The 19,248-nt window shown below is 37.7% G+C and carries 14 protein-coding genes; 6 read left to right on the forward strand and 8 right to left on the reverse strand.

The features are described 5' to 3' along the window. Entirely contained in the window at positions 1-2,349 is a 2,349-nt protein-coding gene (locus BN1354_RS10700; protein ID WP_053827102.1) for a glycoside hydrolase family 3 N-terminal domain-containing protein, read from the forward strand. A gap of 111 nt (positions 2,350-2,460) precedes the next feature. Here the strand turns inward: BN1354_RS10700 and BN1354_RS10705 are convergent, their stop codons facing one another. The 8 genes from BN1354_RS10705 to BN1354_RS10740 form a co-directional block, all read right to left on the reverse strand. Next, on the reverse strand, positions 2,461-3,033 hold the full coding sequence (locus tag BN1354_RS10705; protein ID WP_053827103.1) for an acyl carrier protein phosphodiesterase: 573 nt from the start codon (positions 3,031-3,033) through the stop codon (positions 2,461-2,463). A gap of 203 nt (positions 3,034-3,236) precedes the next feature. Then, the gene (locus tag BN1354_RS10710) at positions 3,237-4,058 is read right to left on the reverse strand and encodes a ThuA domain-containing protein (RefSeq protein WP_045090517.1); all 822 of its coding nucleotides are present in this window, start codon (positions 4,056-4,058) and stop codon (positions 3,237-3,239) included. A 36-nt stretch (positions 4,059-4,094) separates the two neighbouring features. After that, a complete protein-coding gene (locus BN1354_RS10715; RefSeq protein WP_053827104.1) occupies positions 4,095-6,227 on the reverse strand; it encodes an HRDC domain-containing protein in 2,133 nt (710 codons plus the stop codon). A 163-nt stretch (positions 6,228-6,390) separates the two neighbouring features. Continuing rightward, positions 6,391-8,184, reverse strand: a complete 1,794-nt coding sequence (gene argS / locus BN1354_RS10720; RefSeq protein ID WP_053827105.1) for an arginine--tRNA ligase — start codon at positions 8,182-8,184, stop codon at positions 6,391-6,393. 68 nt (positions 8,185-8,252) lie between these two features. Then, complete coding sequence (locus tag BN1354_RS10725; RefSeq protein ID WP_045090514.1) at positions 8,253-9,050, reverse strand: tRNA threonylcarbamoyladenosine dehydratase; 798 nt, start codon at positions 9,048-9,050, stop codon at positions 8,253-8,255. Positions 9,051-9,147: 97 nt separating this feature from the next. Further along, complete coding sequence (rbr, locus tag BN1354_RS10730; protein ID WP_045090513.1) at positions 9,148-9,726, reverse strand: rubrerythrin; 579 nt, start codon at positions 9,724-9,726, stop codon at positions 9,148-9,150. A gap of 181 nt (positions 9,727-9,907) precedes the next feature. Beyond that, entirely contained in the window at positions 9,908-11,782 is a 1,875-nt protein-coding gene (locus BN1354_RS10735) for an ABC-F family ATP-binding cassette domain-containing protein (RefSeq protein WP_053827106.1), read from the reverse strand. A gap of 37 nt (positions 11,783-11,819) precedes the next feature. Then, a complete protein-coding gene (locus BN1354_RS10740) occupies positions 11,820-13,802 on the reverse strand; it encodes a ComEA family DNA-binding protein (RefSeq protein ID WP_197272055.1) in 1,983 nt (660 codons plus the stop codon). 359 nt (positions 13,803-14,161) lie between these two features. Here BN1354_RS10740 and BN1354_RS10745 point away from each other — a divergent pair, with 359 nt between their 5' ends. The 5 genes from BN1354_RS10745 to BN1354_RS10765 all read left to right on the forward strand — a co-directional run bounded on the left by BN1354_RS10745 (position 14,162) and on the right by BN1354_RS10765 (position 19,248). Then, complete coding sequence (locus tag BN1354_RS10745) at positions 14,162-14,827, forward strand: TorF family putative porin (protein ID WP_053827108.1); 666 nt, start codon at positions 14,162-14,164, stop codon at positions 14,825-14,827. Positions 14,828-14,850: 23 nt separating this feature from the next. Next, positions 14,851-15,201 carry a P-II family nitrogen regulator gene (locus BN1354_RS10750; protein WP_045090500.1) on the forward strand — a complete coding sequence of 117 codons (351 nt, stop codon included), beginning with the start codon at positions 14,851-14,853 and terminating at the stop codon, positions 15,199-15,201. A 21-nt stretch (positions 15,202-15,222) separates the two neighbouring features. Further along, positions 15,223-16,506 (forward strand): ammonium transporter, encoded by a 1,284-nt coding sequence (locus BN1354_RS10755; RefSeq protein WP_082331580.1) that lies wholly within the window; start codon positions 15,223-15,225, stop codon positions 16,504-16,506. A gap of 139 nt (positions 16,507-16,645) precedes the next feature. Beyond that, a complete protein-coding gene (locus BN1354_RS10760; RefSeq protein ID WP_053827109.1) occupies positions 16,646-18,034 on the forward strand; it encodes an MltF family protein in 1,389 nt (462 codons plus the stop codon). 80 nt (positions 18,035-18,114) lie between these two features. Further along, positions 18,115-19,248 carry an N-acetyltransferase gene (locus BN1354_RS10765; protein WP_053827110.1) on the forward strand — a complete coding sequence of 378 codons (1,134 nt, stop codon included), beginning with the start codon at positions 18,115-18,117 and terminating at the stop codon, positions 19,246-19,248.

The following is a 19,248-nucleotide window of genomic DNA, read 5'->3' on the forward strand; positions in this document are numbered from 1 at the left end:
ATGAGAAAGATCTGTTTTTTTATTCTAATACTATTTTTAGTAGGAGTTTCTTGTGACAGTGGAAATGGTGAGTTAAAACACAACTGCCTAGATCCTGAAATAGAAAGCAAAATAGACAATATCATTTCGGAGTTGACACTTGAGGAGAAAATTGGTCAGATGTCTCAATTCACAATTGATCTGATTGGTAAAGGGGGTAATGCATATTTCAGTGATGAACCTTTTGATATTGATCTGGTTATGCTGGATACAGTTATTGGAAAGCATAAAGTAGGATCAATTCTGAATACAAGTAACAATCGTGCCCGCACAACAGAAGTATGGGAAAACTCTATCCGACTCATTCAGGAGAGAGCTTTGCAGGAAACTGGGATTCCTGTTATTTATGGGATAGATGCTATACATGGCGTTACTTACACTGCAGGAGCCACTTTTTTTCCACAGGAAATTGGGATGGCAGCTACTTTCAACCGTGAGATTGTGGAGCGTGGAGCACAAATCACAGCTTACGAAACTCGCGCAAGTAATATTCCATGGAATTTCTCACCAACTATGGATGTTGGTCGCGATGCACGCTGGTCACGACAGTGGGAGAGTTATGGTGAAGACACTTACCTCAATGCACAAATGGGTACTGCAACTGTACGCGGATATCAGGGCAGTGACAGGAACAGTGTAAGGAACAGTAATATAGCAGCCTGTTTGAAGCATTATCTGGGTTATGGAGTACCTGTTTCAGGTAAAGATCGTACACCGGCAGTCATTTCTGAAAGTGAATTGCGGGAGAAATTCTATGAGCCGTTTCGTGCAGCAATAGTTGATGGCGGTGCGCTGTCAATAATGGTTAATTCCGGTATAATTAATGGTGTTTCAACTCATGCCGATTACAGGTTACTAACGGAGTGGATTAAAGAAGATCTTGGTTTTGACGGTGTAATTGTGACTGATTGGGCAGACGTCCAGAATTTATATACCCGTGATAATATCTCTAAGGATTATAAAGGTGCAGTTAAAGCTGCAATAAATGCAGGGATTGATATGGTAATGGAGCCATATAATCTTGCTTTTTGCCCTGCTTTGAAAGAACTTGTAGAAGATGGTGAGGTTTCTACGGAGCGTATAGATGATGCAGTTCGTAGGGTGTTGAGATTGAAATACCGACTGGGACTTTTCGAAAAGCCATATTGGCCGAGAGCTGAATTCCCCGACTTTGGAAGCAATGAGCATGAAGCGGTGGCTAAATCTGCTGCAGCGGAGTCAATAACACTTCTGAAGAATGAGAACACTGTTTTGCCATTACCGTCTAACGCTCGTATCCTTGTAACCGGACCAAATGCTAACTCAATGCGCACTCTTAACGGTGGCTGGAGCTACTCATGGCAGGGGGAGAAGACTGAGGATTTTGCCCAGCAATATAACACTATCTATGAAGCTCTACAGAATAAATTCGGCACAGCAAATGTTAAGTACGAGCCTGGTGTAACATACAAAATGGATGGTCAGTATTTCGAAGAAAATACTCCGGAAATCCAAAAAGCTGTTACAGCAGCTTCTGGTGTTGATTATATAGTACTTTGTGTGGGTGAAAATTCATACTGCGAGACTCCGGGAAACCTGGATGAACTCACCCTTTCGGAAAATCAGACTAATCTGGCACTGGCATTACAGAAAACGGGAAAGCCAGTTATCCTTGTTCTTAATGAAGGTCGTCCGCGACTGATTCGTGAAATCGAACCGGGTTCTGCTGCGGTAGTGCAAACTTATCTTCCGGGTAATTTTGGCGGAGATGCGCTTTCTGATATTCTTAGCGGTGATATCAACCCGAGTGGTAAATTACCTTATACATACCCAAAGTATGAACAGGGATTGATTACTTACGATCACAAACCGAGTCAGAATATCGCTGGCAAAATGGAAGGTGCTTATGATTATGGAGCACAGACTTCTGTTCAGTATCCTTTTGGATTTGGACTAAGTTATACCACTTTCACCTATTCAAATATGATTGTTGATAAAACTGATTTCACCTCTGATGATATTGTTAAGGTTTCTGTAGATGTTACCAATAGCGGAGAAGTGGAAGGCAAGGAGTCTGTTTTATTATTCAGCAGCGATCTTGTAGCTTCACTTTCACCAGATGTGCGTCGTTTGAGAGGATTTGAAAAGATATCCCTGAAACCGGGTGAAACAAAAACGGTTACTTTCGACCTTAAAGGTGAAGATCTGGCTTATGTTAACGAACTGGGAAAATGGACAATTGAAGAGGGAGAATTTATGCTGCAGCTGGGTGATCAGACTACAAATATAAACTGTACTAAAACAAAAGTTTGGGAAACTCCAAATAAGTAACACGAAACAATCTGCGACAGGATTTTATCTGAACGGGAGCACTTAATCAAAAGTGTTGCCGTTTTTGCTTTAAAAATACAAATTCATCTGATTTTTGGTGAATAATTGTCTTTAGTGGGGAAATTTTTGCTGAGCCTCTTTCATGAATTCATCGAAAAGGCTTCTTAGTTGTACTTCATTTGCTGCAAGTACTTCAATCCCAAGGGTAGGATTGATTGCCGAGCTACTGTGAACAGACATAATTTTGAGCGAGTATTGCAGTCCGTCATAAGTGGCATATTCCTCGAGACGGTTGGTTCTTATGAAATGGAATATAAAACCTTTCACCTTTTTAGGTAACCACCTGTAGTATAACAAAGCTGAGAGATAAAAATTACGAGAGAATTTTCCGAGGCTCTGCCCGTTACTATAACGTTCAAAATCAGAGGCAAGCAGGTAGTCATAATACATATCTGCCATTATTCCCGAATAGCGCCCGAAAGATGGACGAAGTATATCAACGGTTTCGAGGAATATAGGGTGAGTATCTGTAAAATGATCTATCTTCCTGTGTAACAGTATTCCTTTCTGAAAAGAGGAAGGATATTTCTCATAGCTTTTACCTTTTACAAAATCACCTATGAAATTACCAACAGCAACCTTACGATTTGTACCTGAAAAATATATATGAGCTAGATAATTCAAATTTTAAAGTGAAATAATCTTTTATGATTAATTATTTCATTGCAAAGTTAATCAATTATCTCGAATTCTATAAATAGTGTAGTCTGCAATGCATTGTCTCTGTAATGTTTATCTCCTGTAAATAGTTCGTTTATTATCGGTATATATATTATTGATGTTGATATAAGCCGTATATAAGCGGATGATAAGCGGGAGATGGACAATTATCGATCAAAGGGGTTCCCTTTTTTATCGCTGCTCAGTACCCACCGGAAAGCGTTTATAAAGAGAAGTTTTTGAGTTGCATCTGTGAATTCATCATCACCATGACCCATGTTAAGATAGATCATACGATAATTCCTGTTTGTCCATACGATTGGGAAATCGCCAAAATTTACTACATCTTTAATGCCGAGGGGATAGTTTTTCTGAGAGATGGATAACAGTACATCAATGTCGTTATTTGACCGTGGACTCGGACTCCATTGATACCATTCACTTTCAGGTACAACAAAGGATGCAGGCAGATTTTTAGTTACAGGGTGAGAGTGATTGTCAATCTCTACCAGCACCGGTTGTGGTGGCCAGTTATTACAATAAAACATTCCTCCTCCAATAAATTTTAAAAACCAGGGCCAATTTGTGTTTTTATCATTGTAAGCCGCTGCATGAAAGCCCATCCATCCTCCACCGTTTTCCATATATTTTTCGAAGACTTCACGTTCAGACTCATTATTTGGATGGGCGTTAAGCATGACAACTATGTTATAATCTTTTAGTTTGTTATAGTCATACTCTGAAAGGTCGGTTGTCACCTCTAGTATAAACCCATCTCCATAATTTAACCGTTTAAAAAACTCTAATGCCTGCAGGGCAAATTCTACATGTGCTTTTTCAGCATGCTCAGTGTAATATACAAGTGCCTTGAACCTGGGTGATGTGGCATAATTTGCAGGGTACTCTTTTTGATCTTGTGCAATTATCTCAAGAGTGATAATCGAAAAGATAAACATAACAAACAGGATCTTGAGAATTAAGTTTTTCATAAAGAATAATGTTAGTGCTTTTAAATTCTTAATCAGTTAACTCTTATGTTTTTCGAAATGAATCATCTCAGATTGCAGATCATTTTCTGCTATGTAGTCGTTTATTACCTCCAGAAACTGTGCGCCAAAACGTGCTAGCTTCTTTTTGCCAAATCCATAAATTTTTAAAAGATCTTTTTCAGTTTCAGGCATATAATCAGCCATTTGTACTAGCGTTTTTGTTGAAGCAACAATATAAGGTGGTAGGTTCTCGTTTTCACTAATATAATTTCGTATTTGAACAAGCTCATTCAGAAGATCAGGATGTTTCGATTTAAGTTGAACAGTTGACTTGCCACGACTATATGATTTAATATTAAAATCGGGCTTAATGAAACTATTTCGTGCACTATAATAGGTCTCAACACTGAAATTGCATGCAGTATGTTTTATCATATGCATTTTGAGAGCTGCAGAATTGTATATCATAGATAATGATTCATCATAGGATTTTGCAACAGCCTTACTATCAGTTGTGGCGGGTGATCTCTTTAGTGATGCCATCAGATAGTCAAGTTTTTCTGCAAAGTAATCAGAAGAAGAGTTTAGTCGCTCCGACAGAAACTCTGTGTCTACTATTTCCCTACTGACAATTCTCTCTAACTGCACTCTGAACTTTTCTGCTACGTTCTCAATCTCATTCAGCTGTTTGAATATACTTTCAGCAAAGGGGATGGTCTCTTCGTTGAAAGATGGTTCCTCTCCTTTAGTGATATTTAACCAGGATTGTGCATCATTGCATAGTGAACTGAAATTGTACAGCTGTAATAATAAGCTTGTTCTAAACTTACTCTTGGCAAGATCCAATTCGTTAATGATAGATTTATGGTCTTGTTTATATGAGGAAAATTGAACAACCTGATCGTCTACACGTATGCTTTCGTAGTTTACCCTGCTTTTTAAAACGATTCCTTCCAAAGATCTGCAGCGACTCAATGCAACGTATACCTGACCGGGCGAGAAAGCATTGCCGGCATCAATTATTGCTTTATCAAATGTTAGTCCCTGACTTTTATGAATTGTTATAGCCCAAGCTAAACGTAAAGGTATCTGTTCAAAAGTACCGATTATCTTTTCCTCAATAGTGTTATTTTCAGGATTGGTGTTATATTGGATGTTTTCCCAGATTAATGGGGTGACAATTATTTCATCTCTGTCGCCGGGGCATTCTACTGTAATCTGATCACCATCAATAGAGATAATTACACCTATTTTTCCGTTATAAAACCTGCGGGGTGTCTCAATGTCATTTTTTATAAACATCACTTTGGCCCCCTCTTTTAATTCCAGAACCTCGTCAATTGGATAAGCATTTTCAGGGAAATTGCCTTTTATTACTGCATGAAATTCATGGATTGGAGACTTTAGCTTATCAAGTTCAGTATTATTTATGCTATCAGCGCTGTAATTGTGAGTTGTCAAAGTGATGTAGTTCTCCTCTGCTTGTGGTATAAACTCGGGAAAATATCTGCTCTTAAGCAGACTAATACCTTCTAATGAGAGTGAGTTATTACGAACCTCGTTTAATACATTAATAAACTGATTATCTGATTGTCGGAATATTCTATCAAACTCAATATAAGTGGGCGGATATTTTTGAATAACATGACTGCTAAAAAAATAGACACTGTCATAGTAGTCAGATATGATACTCCACTCATCTGTTTTTGCTACAGGCGAAAGCTGATGCATATCACCAATAAAAATCATTTGTACACCGCCAAAAGGTTCTTCTCGCCTGTTGCGTATGGATCTGAGCACAGCATCAATAGCATCAAGCACATCAGCACGTACCATACTGATTTCATCAATAACAAGTACTTCAAGCTCTCTGATTACAGAGCGCCGCCTCTTGTTCATCTTTATACGGGAGATGAGAGATGATCTGCCTTCCGGGGTAGGGGCAAATGGTGTAAACGGGAGTTGAAAAAAGGAGTGTATAGTTGTTCCACCTGCATTAATTGCTGCAACTCCCGTAGGTGCTACTATAGCTACCTGTTTGGCTGTTTCTTCGCGAAATTTATGCAAGAATGTAGTTTTACCGGTTCCTGCCTTACCAGTAATAAAAATATCTCTGTCTGTGTTGACAGCAAACTCCATTGCACATTCATATGGATTAGAAATAAGCATCTGAAAGCCCTCTTTTAATGATTTTCACAAATTTACCAAATTTAGAATATAGAAGGAAATGAAAATCTTAGGGAATACCTTAGAGTTTTTAAACCTTTTGTATGTGCAAGACTATAAATTGTAAAATGTTATAGTTGCAAATTAAATTATGAAGATGAAATGACTACATCCTATCAGGTACATCAATTCCGAATAAAGCCATACCTTTTTTAATTGTAAGAGCCACATTCCTGGATAGCAGAAGGCGGAAATCACGAAGCTGGCTATTCTCCTCACGAAGGATTGTAAAATCGTGATAGAACTGATTATACTCTTTTGCCAGATCGTAGATGTAGTTGGCTATCAGAGATACATTATACTCTGTGCCTGCCTGTTTCACTATACGGTCAAACTCACTAAGCAGCTGTACAAGTCCCTCCTCCTTTTCTGATAAAGAAATTGAGTTGCTGAGGTTTTCAGTTACTTCAATACCCTGAGCTTCTGCTTTTCTGATAACCGATTGTATACGTGCATGTGTGTATTGAATAAAAGGACCTGTATTCCCGTTGAAATCGATAGACTCTTTGGGGTTAAAGGTCATGTTTTTCTTAGGGTCAACTTTCAGAATGAAATATTTGAGAGCACCCAGTCCAACCATACGTGAAATAGCTTCTGCTTCTTCAGTTGTCGCATCATCCAGCTTACCAAGTTCCTGAGAAGTTTCGTGTGCTGTTTCAATCATCTCTGCCATCAGGTCATCTGCATCAACAACAGTTCCTTCGCGTGACTTCATTTTTCCCTCAGGTAGCTCAACCATTCCATATGAGAAGTGAACAAGTCCTTTGCCGAACTCAAATCCAAGCATGTCAAGCAGTATTGATAGTACCTGAAAGTGATAATTCTGCTCATTGCCAACAACATAAATCATTTTGTCGATAGGGTAGTCATCAAAACGCATCTTTGCAGTTCCAATATCCTGTGTCATATAAACAGATGTACCGTCAGCACGCAAAAGCAGCTTGTGGTCCAAGCCATACGGAGTAAGATCAGCCCATACAGAACCATCCTCTTTTTGATAAAAGAGTCCCTCACTTAATCCACGTAATACCTCTTCCTTACCGGGGATATAGGTCTGTGATTCATAATAGATCTTATCAAAGGTGACACCCATCTGACTATAAGTTTCATCAAATCCAGCATATACCCAGTCGTTCATCATCTTCCATAGATTGACAGTTTCAGTATCATTAGCCTCCCATTTTCTAAGAAGTTCACGAGCCTCACTCATAAGCAGAGATTTCTCTTCCGCCTCCTCTTTCGAAAATCCTTTTTCCTGCAATTCAGCAATCTCTTTTTTATAATGCTGGTCGAACTTAACATAATAATCTCCAATCAGATGATCACCTTTCTTCCCAGAGGAAACCGGTGTCTCTCCATTTCCCCATTTCTGCCATGCCAGCATTGATTTACAGATATGTATACCGCGATCGTTTACAATATTTGTTTTAACAACACGTTTACCATTTGCTTTAAGCACTTCGCTAAGAGCATGGCCAAGTAGATTGTTCCTGACATGACCAAGGTGCAGAGGCTTATTTGTATTAGGTGATGAATATTCTACCATGAATAGCGGTGAGTCTTCGCTAACAGGAGTAAACCCATATTCGGGGTTAGAATTAATATTCTCAAGCAATTCCACCCATACCGATGGTGCAATGCTAAGGTTAAGAAACCCTTTTATAACATTGTATTCTGTAATGACGGTTGTTTTTTCAGAGAGATATTTTCCAATCTCCTCAGCTGTATCCTCAGGTTTTTTTCTTGATATCTTAAGAAGAGGAAACGTGACAAGGGTATAATGCCCTTTGAACTCTTTTTTGGTCTTCTGCAGAGTGATTTGAGACTCATCAACTTCTGCATTGTATAATATCTTTATTGCACCTATAATGGCTTCCTGAAGGAGATTTTCTATATTCATAATGATGATTTTGCTTACCAATTATGCAAAGTTAAGAATTTTTTATGGAGTAACAGATAAACTGTTTTCTAAATGGGATTTACAGAATTGTTTTTGATATTTTTTTCAGAGGTTACTATAGTGTTGGTTTTGTTAATAATATCCTGAATTACCAGACTTGAAAGCATGAACCCGAACACAGCGGTTACCTGGACCATTGTACCGTTTGTTTGAGCTTTCCTGAAACTACCGTTCTCATTAGCATTTGCAAGTGCATTTTCACCTCTGTTTCTTTGAATTTCCTCGCTATATACACAGAGAATTGGTTTTTCTGTTCTCTCACCCTTTCTTATTTTCTCTCTTAGTGCAGCACCAAGTTTGCAACCCCTCACTTTCCAAAACTCAGCCACTCTTATTTTCTGAGGGTCAAGCTTTAGTGCTGCTCCCATAGAAGAGAAGGTTACAGCATCTGTTTTTGAGGCAGCGACAAGAAGATGGGCCTTGTTTGACAGAGAGTCTATAGCATCTATTATATAATCATAATCCTCAAGATGAAACGATGCGGAAGATTCAGGATCATAAATTTCGGGTATTGATTTTATCACCGCAGAAGGGTTGATCTCTTGCAGTCGCTTTTGCAGCACCTCCACTTTTAGCTCACCCACAGTATTTGTAGTTGCAGGAAGCTGTCTGTTGATATTTGCCGCAGCTACGCGGTCAGAATCGACTATTGTAAGATTCATAATCCCGCTCCTTATTAGTGCTTCAGCACACCAGCTGCCAACTCCGCCAACTCCAAACAGTATGACTTTTTTAGCAATTATCTGTTGCATAGCGTCAGAACCTATCAATAATTCGGTGCGGGCAAATAGTTCGTTGTACTCCATAAATTTTAAATAATCTGCAAAATTAATATCTGTAAGGCATAAAAAAAAGCACATCCCGTTAAGAATGTGCTAATAAAAAAGAGTATCTCGAAATTGATTAATAATATTTATCGTTTTTAGGTTCAAAATAAGCCTGATCGTGAAGACATGCAGGACATTTCTTTGGAGCTTTTTTGCTGGTAATTACATAACCGCAGTTACGGCATTGCCACTCAATCTCCTCTTCACGCTCGAATACTTTACCTTCAACAACACGTTCGTATAATTTATTATACTGTTCTTCATGTATTGATTCTGCTTTAGCAATCATTCTGTACATGGTGGCTATTTCTTTGAACCCTTCCTCTTCTGCAATTTCTGCAAACTTTGGATACATATCTGTCCACTCCTCGTTTTCACCTTCTGCTGCAGCTTTCAGGTTTTCAGCTGTAGTTCCGATAACCCCTGCAGGAAAAGTAGCAGTGATCTCTAACATGCCACCTTCCAGATATTTAAACATTCTTTTTGCATGTTCCTGCTCCTGGTTGGCAGTTTCCTGGAAGATTGCTGCAATTTGTTCAAATCCCTCTTTTTTAGCCTGTTTAGCGAAATAGGTATAACGCATGCGTGCCTGTGATTCACCTGCAAAAGAAGTCATAAGATTCTTTTCAGTCTGTGTTCCTTTTAAACTTTTCATATTTGTATTTTATTTTTTGTTATAAAGTTCACTCGATTGTTGTTAATGGCTGGATATAAAAAATGATGTTTGGGCTAAATTGTTTGTAATTTTACATTACATCAATATTTAAATACAAAAATAATAATTTATGTACTTAAATAAAAAATAGAAGACTCACGGTCAGTTATTTGGAATGATTCTAAATCTCACTCAGTTCAAGCCATCGCATGGTTTTTTCATCTATCAGGTTTAGTAGTTCTGTTAGTCGGTTAGATTTGCTCAGTAATTCATCAGTATTTAGTTTTCCGGATGAAATCTCTTCACTCAGTAGCTTCTTTTCTTCTTCCAATTCTTCAATTTCCTTCTCCAGTGATTCAAATTCGCGCTTCTCCTTGAAGGTCAGTTTAGTTTTAACTTCCTCTTTTTTTCTGCTGTCAGCAGGCTCAGACTCAGTTTTAACAATTTTAGCTACTTCGCTCTGTCTCTTGTCTTCCTCAGCTTTCCACTCTCTGTATTGAGTATAGTTACCCGGGTAGTTTTGAATTTTTGCATTTCCATGGAATACAAGCAGGTGATCCACAACTTTATCCATAAAATATCTGTCGTGAGAAATTACAATCAGACACCCTTTGAATGAAGCAAAATACTCCTCCAGAATATTCAATGTTATAATATCCAGATCGTTTGTAGGTTCATCTAGTACAAGGAAGTTAGGATTGGTTATAAGTACAGTGCACAGATATAGTCGCCTTTTTTCTCCTCCGCTCAACTTATAAACATAGTTGTGCTGTTTCTCAGGAGGGAACATGAAGTGTTGAAGAAACTGGGAGGCGGTAAGTTTTTTTCCATCACCCTGATCAATAACTTCGGCAATATCTGTTACAACATCAATTACTTTTTTCTGATCGTCGAACTGGAGGCCGTCCTGACTATAATATCCAAAATTTACTGTTTCACCAATTTCGAAGTATCCTTCGTCAGGTTTTTCTACTCCCAATAGCATTTTTATAAAAGTAGATTTGCCTGTTCCGTTATTGCCGACAATACCCATTTTTTCATACCTGGTAAAGTTGTAATTAAAATCATCCGTAATTTTAATATCACCAAAGCTTTTCGTTACATGCTTAGCCTCAAATATTTTTTTACCTATATATGAATTTATAGAGTTTAGCTGGATACTTTTTTCCTCACGCTGCTTTTTGGCTTTCTCCTCAAGTGTGTAGAATGCATCAATTCTTGATTTTGATTTTGTACCTCTGGCCTGGGGCTGTCGTCTCATCCAGTCAAGCTCTTTTCTCATTAGATTCTGAGCCCTCGACACCTCACTGTTCTGAGCCAGGATTCGCTCATCCCGTTTTTCAAGATAATATGAGTAGTTGCCTTTGTAGGAGTATACCTGTTTATCATCAATTTCAATTATCTGCGAACATACCCGATCCAGAAAATAGCGATCATGTGTAACCATCAGCAAACTGATGTTATTCCTGGAAAGATACTCTTCCAGCCATTCAACCATATCCAGATCAAGGTGGTTGGTAGGCTCATCAAGTATAATCAGTTCCGGCTCACTGATCAATACGTTTGCCAGCGCAACACGCTTGACCTGCCCACCGGACAGCTCACCTATCTTTTGATGGAAGTCGTATATCTTTAGCTGAGATAAAATGTTTTTAATCCTCTGCTCATAATCCCATGCATTATGCAGATCCATTTCTGCCAGTATGTGAGACAGTTCATTCTGATTATCCGAGGCGATTATATCTTCATACCTTGCAATCAGTCTTACTATGTCATTGTCAGCGCTAAAGCATGCCTCCAGTACTGTTAGATCAGGGTTGAATTCCGGAGACTGCTCAAGATAATCTACCCTGATATCATTCCGGAATACCACTCTACCACTATCGTATGGTTCTTTCCCTGATATGATATTCAACAGGGTTGTTTTACCCGAACCATTAGCTGCAATCAGTCCGATCTTATCTCCTTCAGCTATTCCGAAAGAGATATCTTTGAAGAGTAAAAGATCTCCAAAGCTTTTTGTAAGTGAGTCAATTTGAAGTAATGGATTGGGCATATATAAAAGAATTTGATTGCAAAAATACAAAAAACAATCAGAATCTCCATCTTAGGTATGTATAGAGATCAGTTCTGCTGTTACCGTTAATCTGCTCTGTACCGGAGCCAATTATATCTCGGTTGAAGTAATTTGTATACCCTGCTTTTGCAGAAAGTGTAAACTGAGGAGTAATCTCAAATTTGGCCGATAGCGCCAATCTGATCCCTTTTCCATAAAAAGATGGCATATAGAATGTGCTTAAAATATTTCTTTCATATGAATAAAGCCTGGAGTTATAAGTGTCAGAGTTGAACCAGGCTAAATATGAGTCAACATTTATGCCTTTTCCACCTCTGAATCCAATGTTTTGAGAGATCATCACACCTCTCTCATGAGATTGATATTTGGCATAGTATCGGGCAAAATCTACTGTTGATCTAAAATTCCACCCACTGCTGTTTTCCTGAGAATACCTTAAACGAAGTTTATTAGTAATGTATGGCAATACAGACTTTTCTTCAAGTTCGGGGTTGTCCAGATTCTTCTCCTTCCTTTTAAACTTATATCTTGCTTCAATATAAGAATGCTCAGAAAAGGTATAGCTGCTTTTAAAATATAGGTCCATTGCTTTTGAAGGTCCATTAACACCATACTTCTTCCACGGAAATCTTACCAGGTCCAGGTATGAGTTTACAGTTAACCTTTTAACTGGTTTGAAGGCAGTAGCTATAAATATGCCATTCTCATTCTGAACCCTGCTTCCTTCTGAAAATGCCTGAGCATGTAATGCATTGTATGTGATGGGGTATTTGCGATAAAGTAATGTGAAAGAGATATCTGTCACAGGCCGATATTGTAACGAGTTTATTGTTGCAACTGCTCCATTCTTTGCAATAGCTGTTTCTCCGGCAAGAATAAAACCTGGAAGCTGATATGAGTAATCTATACTCGCATTAAGGTTTGACTGATCTCTTAAATAATACTTATTGTAGTCTCTTAATACAGGATTATACATTTTATTATAAATGTGATATACACCGCTAATACCTGTCTGGAAACGATTGTATCTGTAATTTATATTTGTTCCTATAACCTGTTCTCGTGTATTTTTCTTTTTACTTATCTCCAGTGGAGTGCGATGTAGACCATCGGTTTTAAATGATGTAATTTCACCACTGTCTGATATGTTAGTATCAATTAGTCTGTTTGAATAGAATGCTGTTAACGATACATTGTTAAATTCAAACATAGCTGCACCACCTCTGAAGAAGCCATATTCTGTAGTAGAGAAATGCCTCTTTGGACCAGTTGTACGTCTAGCAACATTGTCAATGCTCCATGATTTGCTTCCGGGAAAGTCATTATTAAGAATCAGCCCTTGTCCAAAAGAGATTCTATAATCTCCTATTGCCAAAGTTTTAAGTCTACCTGAATTATTAATTATGAAATGAAATCCATAATGGTCATATCCTTTTTTATAGCCCTGTTTGAGAAGCGGTTCTCCGGCATCTTTTTCAGCAGTAATTCCCATTTGAATTTTTTCTCTGTATTTCAAAGAATATCTTACTGAATTGTAAAAGTCTTCACCTCTATACTTACGATTGGGGTATCGTTCAAGTATGCTGTCGGAGAAACTCCCATATCCTGCCCTTGGTGTCAGGGTTTTGTCAAACCTTATCTGGATATCATGCTGACTGAATTTATACTCTCTGTTACTGTCTGAATCTTCTTCCCCAACATAAAAGAATGGTATTATTAGTTGTATCGTTCTATAGCTTAATTTTTTTACATTCCTCAACTCATAAACTGTCATTACAGGGCGGTTGTGCTTAAGGAAATCAAAAATCATATTTACCTCTTCACTGCTTAATAAGGGTATACTCTCCAGCTCTTCTTTCTTTACAGTATTAAGGTTTAAAGGGTTTGTTTCCAAGTTTAAAAGTTCTTCATACATGTTCTCAATTACTACAGAGTTTTCAATCTCTTCTTCTGCCAATTGAGACAAATATTCACGCCAATTTTCATTTTGACCAGCCACTTTAAATGTAAATAAATAGAATATCAAAAAAATAGAATATATCGTGATTTTCATTTTTATTAAGTCAATTTTCTCAAATATATCAGTTAAACATCAAAAAATCAAATATTTCGGTTTTTAGGGAACAGTGCAAAATGGCAGGATTTATAAGGTTCAGCATTACAAAATGATTGAAAAACTAACAAATAATGAATAAAATGTTCATAAATATTTTGAAATAAAATCTAAATGATTATATTTGCAGCATAATATAATCAAAAAGACACAGCGGACGTCCTTTTACTGTCTATTTAATATTTATTGCAGCTAATTATTTACAATAAGATTGAAATTGGGTTATTCACTTAATAAAATTATGTATGAATAGATTATTTGTTTTACTGCTTACCATTTTTATATCAATTAGTTTAGTAAAGTCACAGGAGTTAACTGTAAATGCTGAGGCAGATATTGTAAGCTCTTATATCTGGCGAGGTTTATATGTTGGCCCTGCTTCAGTTCAACCAGGCATATCGCTCTCTTCGGGAGGTTTTACATTGGGTGTCTGGGGCTCTTCCAGCTTCAATGCTTCATGGAGAGAGTTTGACCTCTTTGCCAGCTATTCAATAGGTAATTTTAATTTTTTAATTACTGATTATTTTTTGCCGCATGATCTCCCTGCTATCGAAAAGATCAGTTATTTCGATTTTTCTAAACATGTTGTAGAAGCAACTTTAGGCTTCTCTCTCGGAGAGTCTGTCCCGCTATCTTTTGTATGGAATACTAATTTTCTAGGTGATGATGACTACTCTAGTTATTTTGAAGCAAGTTACTCTATCCCCACATCTTTTGTCGATATAGATCTGATATTAGGTGCTACTCCTGCAGCGGGGTATTATTCAGATGGTTTTGCTGTTGTGGTTACTGCTATTAAGGCAACTAAAGAGATATCTTTAAGTGACTCATTTTCAATTCCTGTTTATACTCAGGCAGTTCTTAATCCTGATTCTAAGGATGTTTTCCTACTTTTTGGAATGAAGTTTTAATAATGCACTATAAATAAAATAATATGAAAAAAATTGAAGCAATTATTCGTAAGTCGAAGTTCGATGAGGTCCGAAAAGCATTGCATAATGCTGATATTGACTTTCTCTCCTGGTGGGAGGTGAAAGGACAAGGAACCGCAACTCAAGGTCTTATCTTCAGAGGTATTGCATATGATGTAAATGCCATAGACCGTATTTTTATCTCTTTTGTAGTCCGGGAAATTAATGTTCAGAAATCAATTGATGCTATTCTTGAATCTGCCTATACTGGTGAAAGTGGAGACGGAAGGATCTTTGTTTCCACTATCGATCAGTCCATACGTATCAGAACAGGCGATAGAGGTGATGAATCATTATATGACAAGCAAAAGTAAAAATATTAAAAATTGTAATTTATGAGTGAAGAATTATATATGACAGAACAGGTAGTGGAATCAGTTTTAGATAGTGGAAATACAGCATGGATCGTTGTCGCAACCATCCTTGTACTGATGATGACAATTCCAGGATTAGCACTTTTTTATGGTGGACTGGTAAGACGTAAGAATATTTTAAGTGTATTGATGCAGTGTCTTATACTTACTGCAGTAATAATTATAGAGTGGGTTATTATAGGGTATAGTCTCGCTTTTACTTCAAGTGGCGGTTCTGCAAATCTATTTATCGGAGGATTTGATAAAATATTTCTTAGCGCTGTTGGTGTTAATGATATACTTGAGGGATATTCAATTCCAGAGTTATTGTTTGTCTCATTTCAGGGAATGTTTGCAGTAATAACTCCTGCCTTAATAATTGGAGCTTTTGCAGAACGTATTAAGTTTAAAGGGTTCATTCTGTTCTCAGTATTTTGGGCATTACTGGTATATAATCCATTAGCTCACTGGGTATGGGGTGGAGGATGGATTGGTGAATTAGGTGCCATAGATTTTGCAGGTGGTACTGTAGTTCATATCAATGCCGGAGTTTCAGCTCTGATGATGGCTGTACTTTTAGGAAAACGAAAAGGGTGGAACACTCCTGGTGAAGCTCCAATTACTCCCCACAATATTCCATTTGTAGTAATAGGTACAGCTCTGCTCTGGATGGGTTGGTTAGGGTTTAACGGAGGAAGCGGATTAGCTGCTGATGGAATATCAGCTAATGCAATATTGGTTACAAATTTAGCGGCAGCTGCTGCAGCATTAACCTGGTCACTTCTCGATCAAATTATTAATAAGAAGCCTACTGTGGTTGGTTTCTGTACAGGTGTTATTGCAGGTTTGGTGGCCATAACTCCAGCTGCTGGTTCTACAGGTGTGTTTGGGGGCATTGTTATTGGAGTTGCTTCTGGTCTGATATGCTTCTGGATGGTTGCTCATGTAAAATTCAGGTTTGGGTATGATGACTCCTTAGATGCTTTTGGTGTACATGGTGTTGGAGGAATCATAGGTTCAATTCTGATTGGGGTTTTTGCCACTCAGGAGATTACAGGCGAAGGTGGGGCAAAAGGGGCACTTTATGGTGACTGGAATCAATTGTGGATTCAGTTTATAGCTACAGTTGCAACAATTGCATTTAGTGCGTTAATGACTTGGGTGCTTTTCAATCTGGTAGATAAACTTGTTGGTATAAGAGTCAGCGAAATCGAAGAGTCTATAGGTCTTGATATTTCTGAACATGGAGAAATAGCATACGAATAGTATTAATGTTTAATGTTTTACTCTTTATTACAGGATGTTTTTTATAAAGACATCCTGTTTTTTTGCTTTATCTCAGTTAATTGGAGCATATAAAGATAAAAACATGTAAATTTACGACTGTTTTAATTCTAAAGTAATCATGTTAAAAGACATATTAGCCTCATTAATAATCATTTTCCTCTCTTTTTCATGCGGGGAATTAGGTAAGCATAATGAAGTCATCGACTTTCCTCAAATATTACAAAATGATACGCTGCATGTACTTACGCTAAATACGTCAACCTCATATTTCATTTATCGCGATCAGGAAATGGGATATCATTATGATATGATATCCAACTTCTGCAGGGAACATGGAATCACACCTCATGTAATTGTGGCAGAGAATATGGACGAAATGATTAGAATGCTTCAGAATGGTAAGGGTGATGTAATTGCATATAATCTGCCGGTAACAAATCAGATGAAGGACTCTTTTCTTTATGCAGGATTCATGCAAACATCTCACCAGGTTCTGGTGCAGAGAGTGAGACAGGTGGATTCTATGCTCACTGATGTTGTGGAACTTATTGGTAAGGAGGTTACGGTAATTGATAATTCAAAGCATTTTGACAGATTAATGAATCTGGACAAAGAGCTGGGTGGTGGCATTATCATTGACAGGGCTGATAGAGATTCACTGGTTACGGAAGATCTGATTCGGATGGTTTCGAGAGGTGAAATTGAGTTCACAGTATCTGATGATGATCTTGCAAAATTAAATCAAACCTATTTCAGAAACCTTGATGTTCATCTTCAAATAAGCTTTGATCAGAGGTCTTCATGGGCAGTCAGAAAAAATAGTCCCATACTTGCAGATTCACTTAATAGCTGGTTTGAAAGAACCAGAGCTGAACCTGCTTACCTTAGAATTGAAAAACGTTATTTCGAAGAGGCTAAAGGATATACCGAAATAAGGCAGTTTTCGATAAATGAGAATCTGGAACTTGGGGTGATTTCGCCATATGATATATATTTCAGGCGGTATGGTGAACAGACAGGAATCGACTGGCGTTTACTGGCATCTATTTCATATCAGGAGTCAACTTTTGACAGTGGTGTAAACTCTTGGGCAGGGGCTTCCGGGTTAATGGGGCTGATGCCTTCAACAGCATCATCTTTAGGTGTAGATGCAGATCAGATTTTTGACCCTGAAACAAATATTCGAGCAGGCTCGGAATACCTGAAAATGCTTTTAAATGTATTTAGTCCAATAAATGATTCAAAAGAGCAGTTAAAAATGGCGTTGGCTGCCTATAATGGAGGAATAGGACATATCTTTGATGCAAGGGCGCTGGCAGAGAAGTATGGCGCTGATCCTGATGTGTGGGCTGGAAACGTGGAAAGATATATACAATTGAAACGACTTGAGCAGTATTACAATGATCCTGTCTGTAAAAATGGCTACTTCAGAGGGGATGAAACAGTGAACTATGTTATTGATGTTGTTAGTAGATGGGAACATTACATGCAGAGGGTTAAAGAATAATTTTTTGAATTATCGTTAAATGAAAAAATCATTATCTTTGTGATTGTATCAAAGAGTGTAACCAATAGAAATAATCAAATATGTCAGTCATAATTAAGAAAGTCACTTCTAAGGATGACCTAATGAAGTTCATCCAGTTTGGTATAGATCTCTATAAAGGAAATGAATATTTTGTACCACCTTTAATTTATGATGAGAGAGCTACTCTTAACAGGAGTAAGAACCCGGCATTCGACCACTGTGATGCCACCTATTTTCTTGCATACAGAGATGGTGAAATAGTGGGCAGAATAGCAGTAATCATTAATTATAAATCTAATGAAAGATGGAATCAAAAGCATGCGCGATTTGGTTTCGTAGACTTTATTGATGATGAAGATGTAGTTGATTCATTGTTTGGTGCAGCAGAAAGCTGGGCTCGCTCAAGAGGTATGGAGAAAATTCATGGTCCATTAGGATTCACCGATCTCGATCATGAAGGTATGCTCATTGAGGGTTTCGACAGAATGGGAACAATGGCCACCATATACAATTATCCTTATTACCAGAAGCATATGGAAAGAATGGGATATGTAAAGGATAAAGATTGGGTGGAGTTCTTAATTCAGATCCCGCCAGAGGTCCCCGAACGATTCTCCAGAATGGGAGAGATTGTAAAGAAAAGATTTGGACTGACAGTTAAACACCTGCAGAGAAAACAGGATGTTTATCCATATGCAAGAGAGATGTTCATCCTTATAAACAATGCATATAAGGATCTTTATGGTTACGTAGAATTAAGCGACAAGCAGATAGATTATTATGTGGATATGTATATCCCGATGATACGACTTGATTTTGTAACCTTGATACTGAGGCAGAATGACAATAAACTTGTTGGTGTAGGAATTGGATTACCAAGTATGTCTGATGCTTTGAGAAAGGCTAAGGGAAGATTCCTTCCCAATGGATGGTATCATCTCTACAAAGCTCTTAAAGGGAATGGGCATAATGGAGTGCTCGATCTGCTTATGATAGCAGTTGATCCGGAATACCAGGGAAAAGGTGTTAATGCATTAATGTTTAATGAATTTATACCTGCTGCAAATAAACTGGGAATGACTAAGGCTGAAAGTAATATTGAACTTGAAGATAACAGCAAAGTTCATTCTATGTGGAATGGTTTAGAGTATGAGCAGCACAAGAGAAGAAGAGCCTTTATAAAAAATATTTAA

It is taken from the genome of Lascolabacillus massiliensis (genome assembly GCF_001282625.1).
Taxonomy (GTDB): Bacteria; Bacteroidota; Bacteroidia; order Bacteroidales; family Dysgonomonadaceae; genus Proteiniphilum; species Proteiniphilum massiliensis.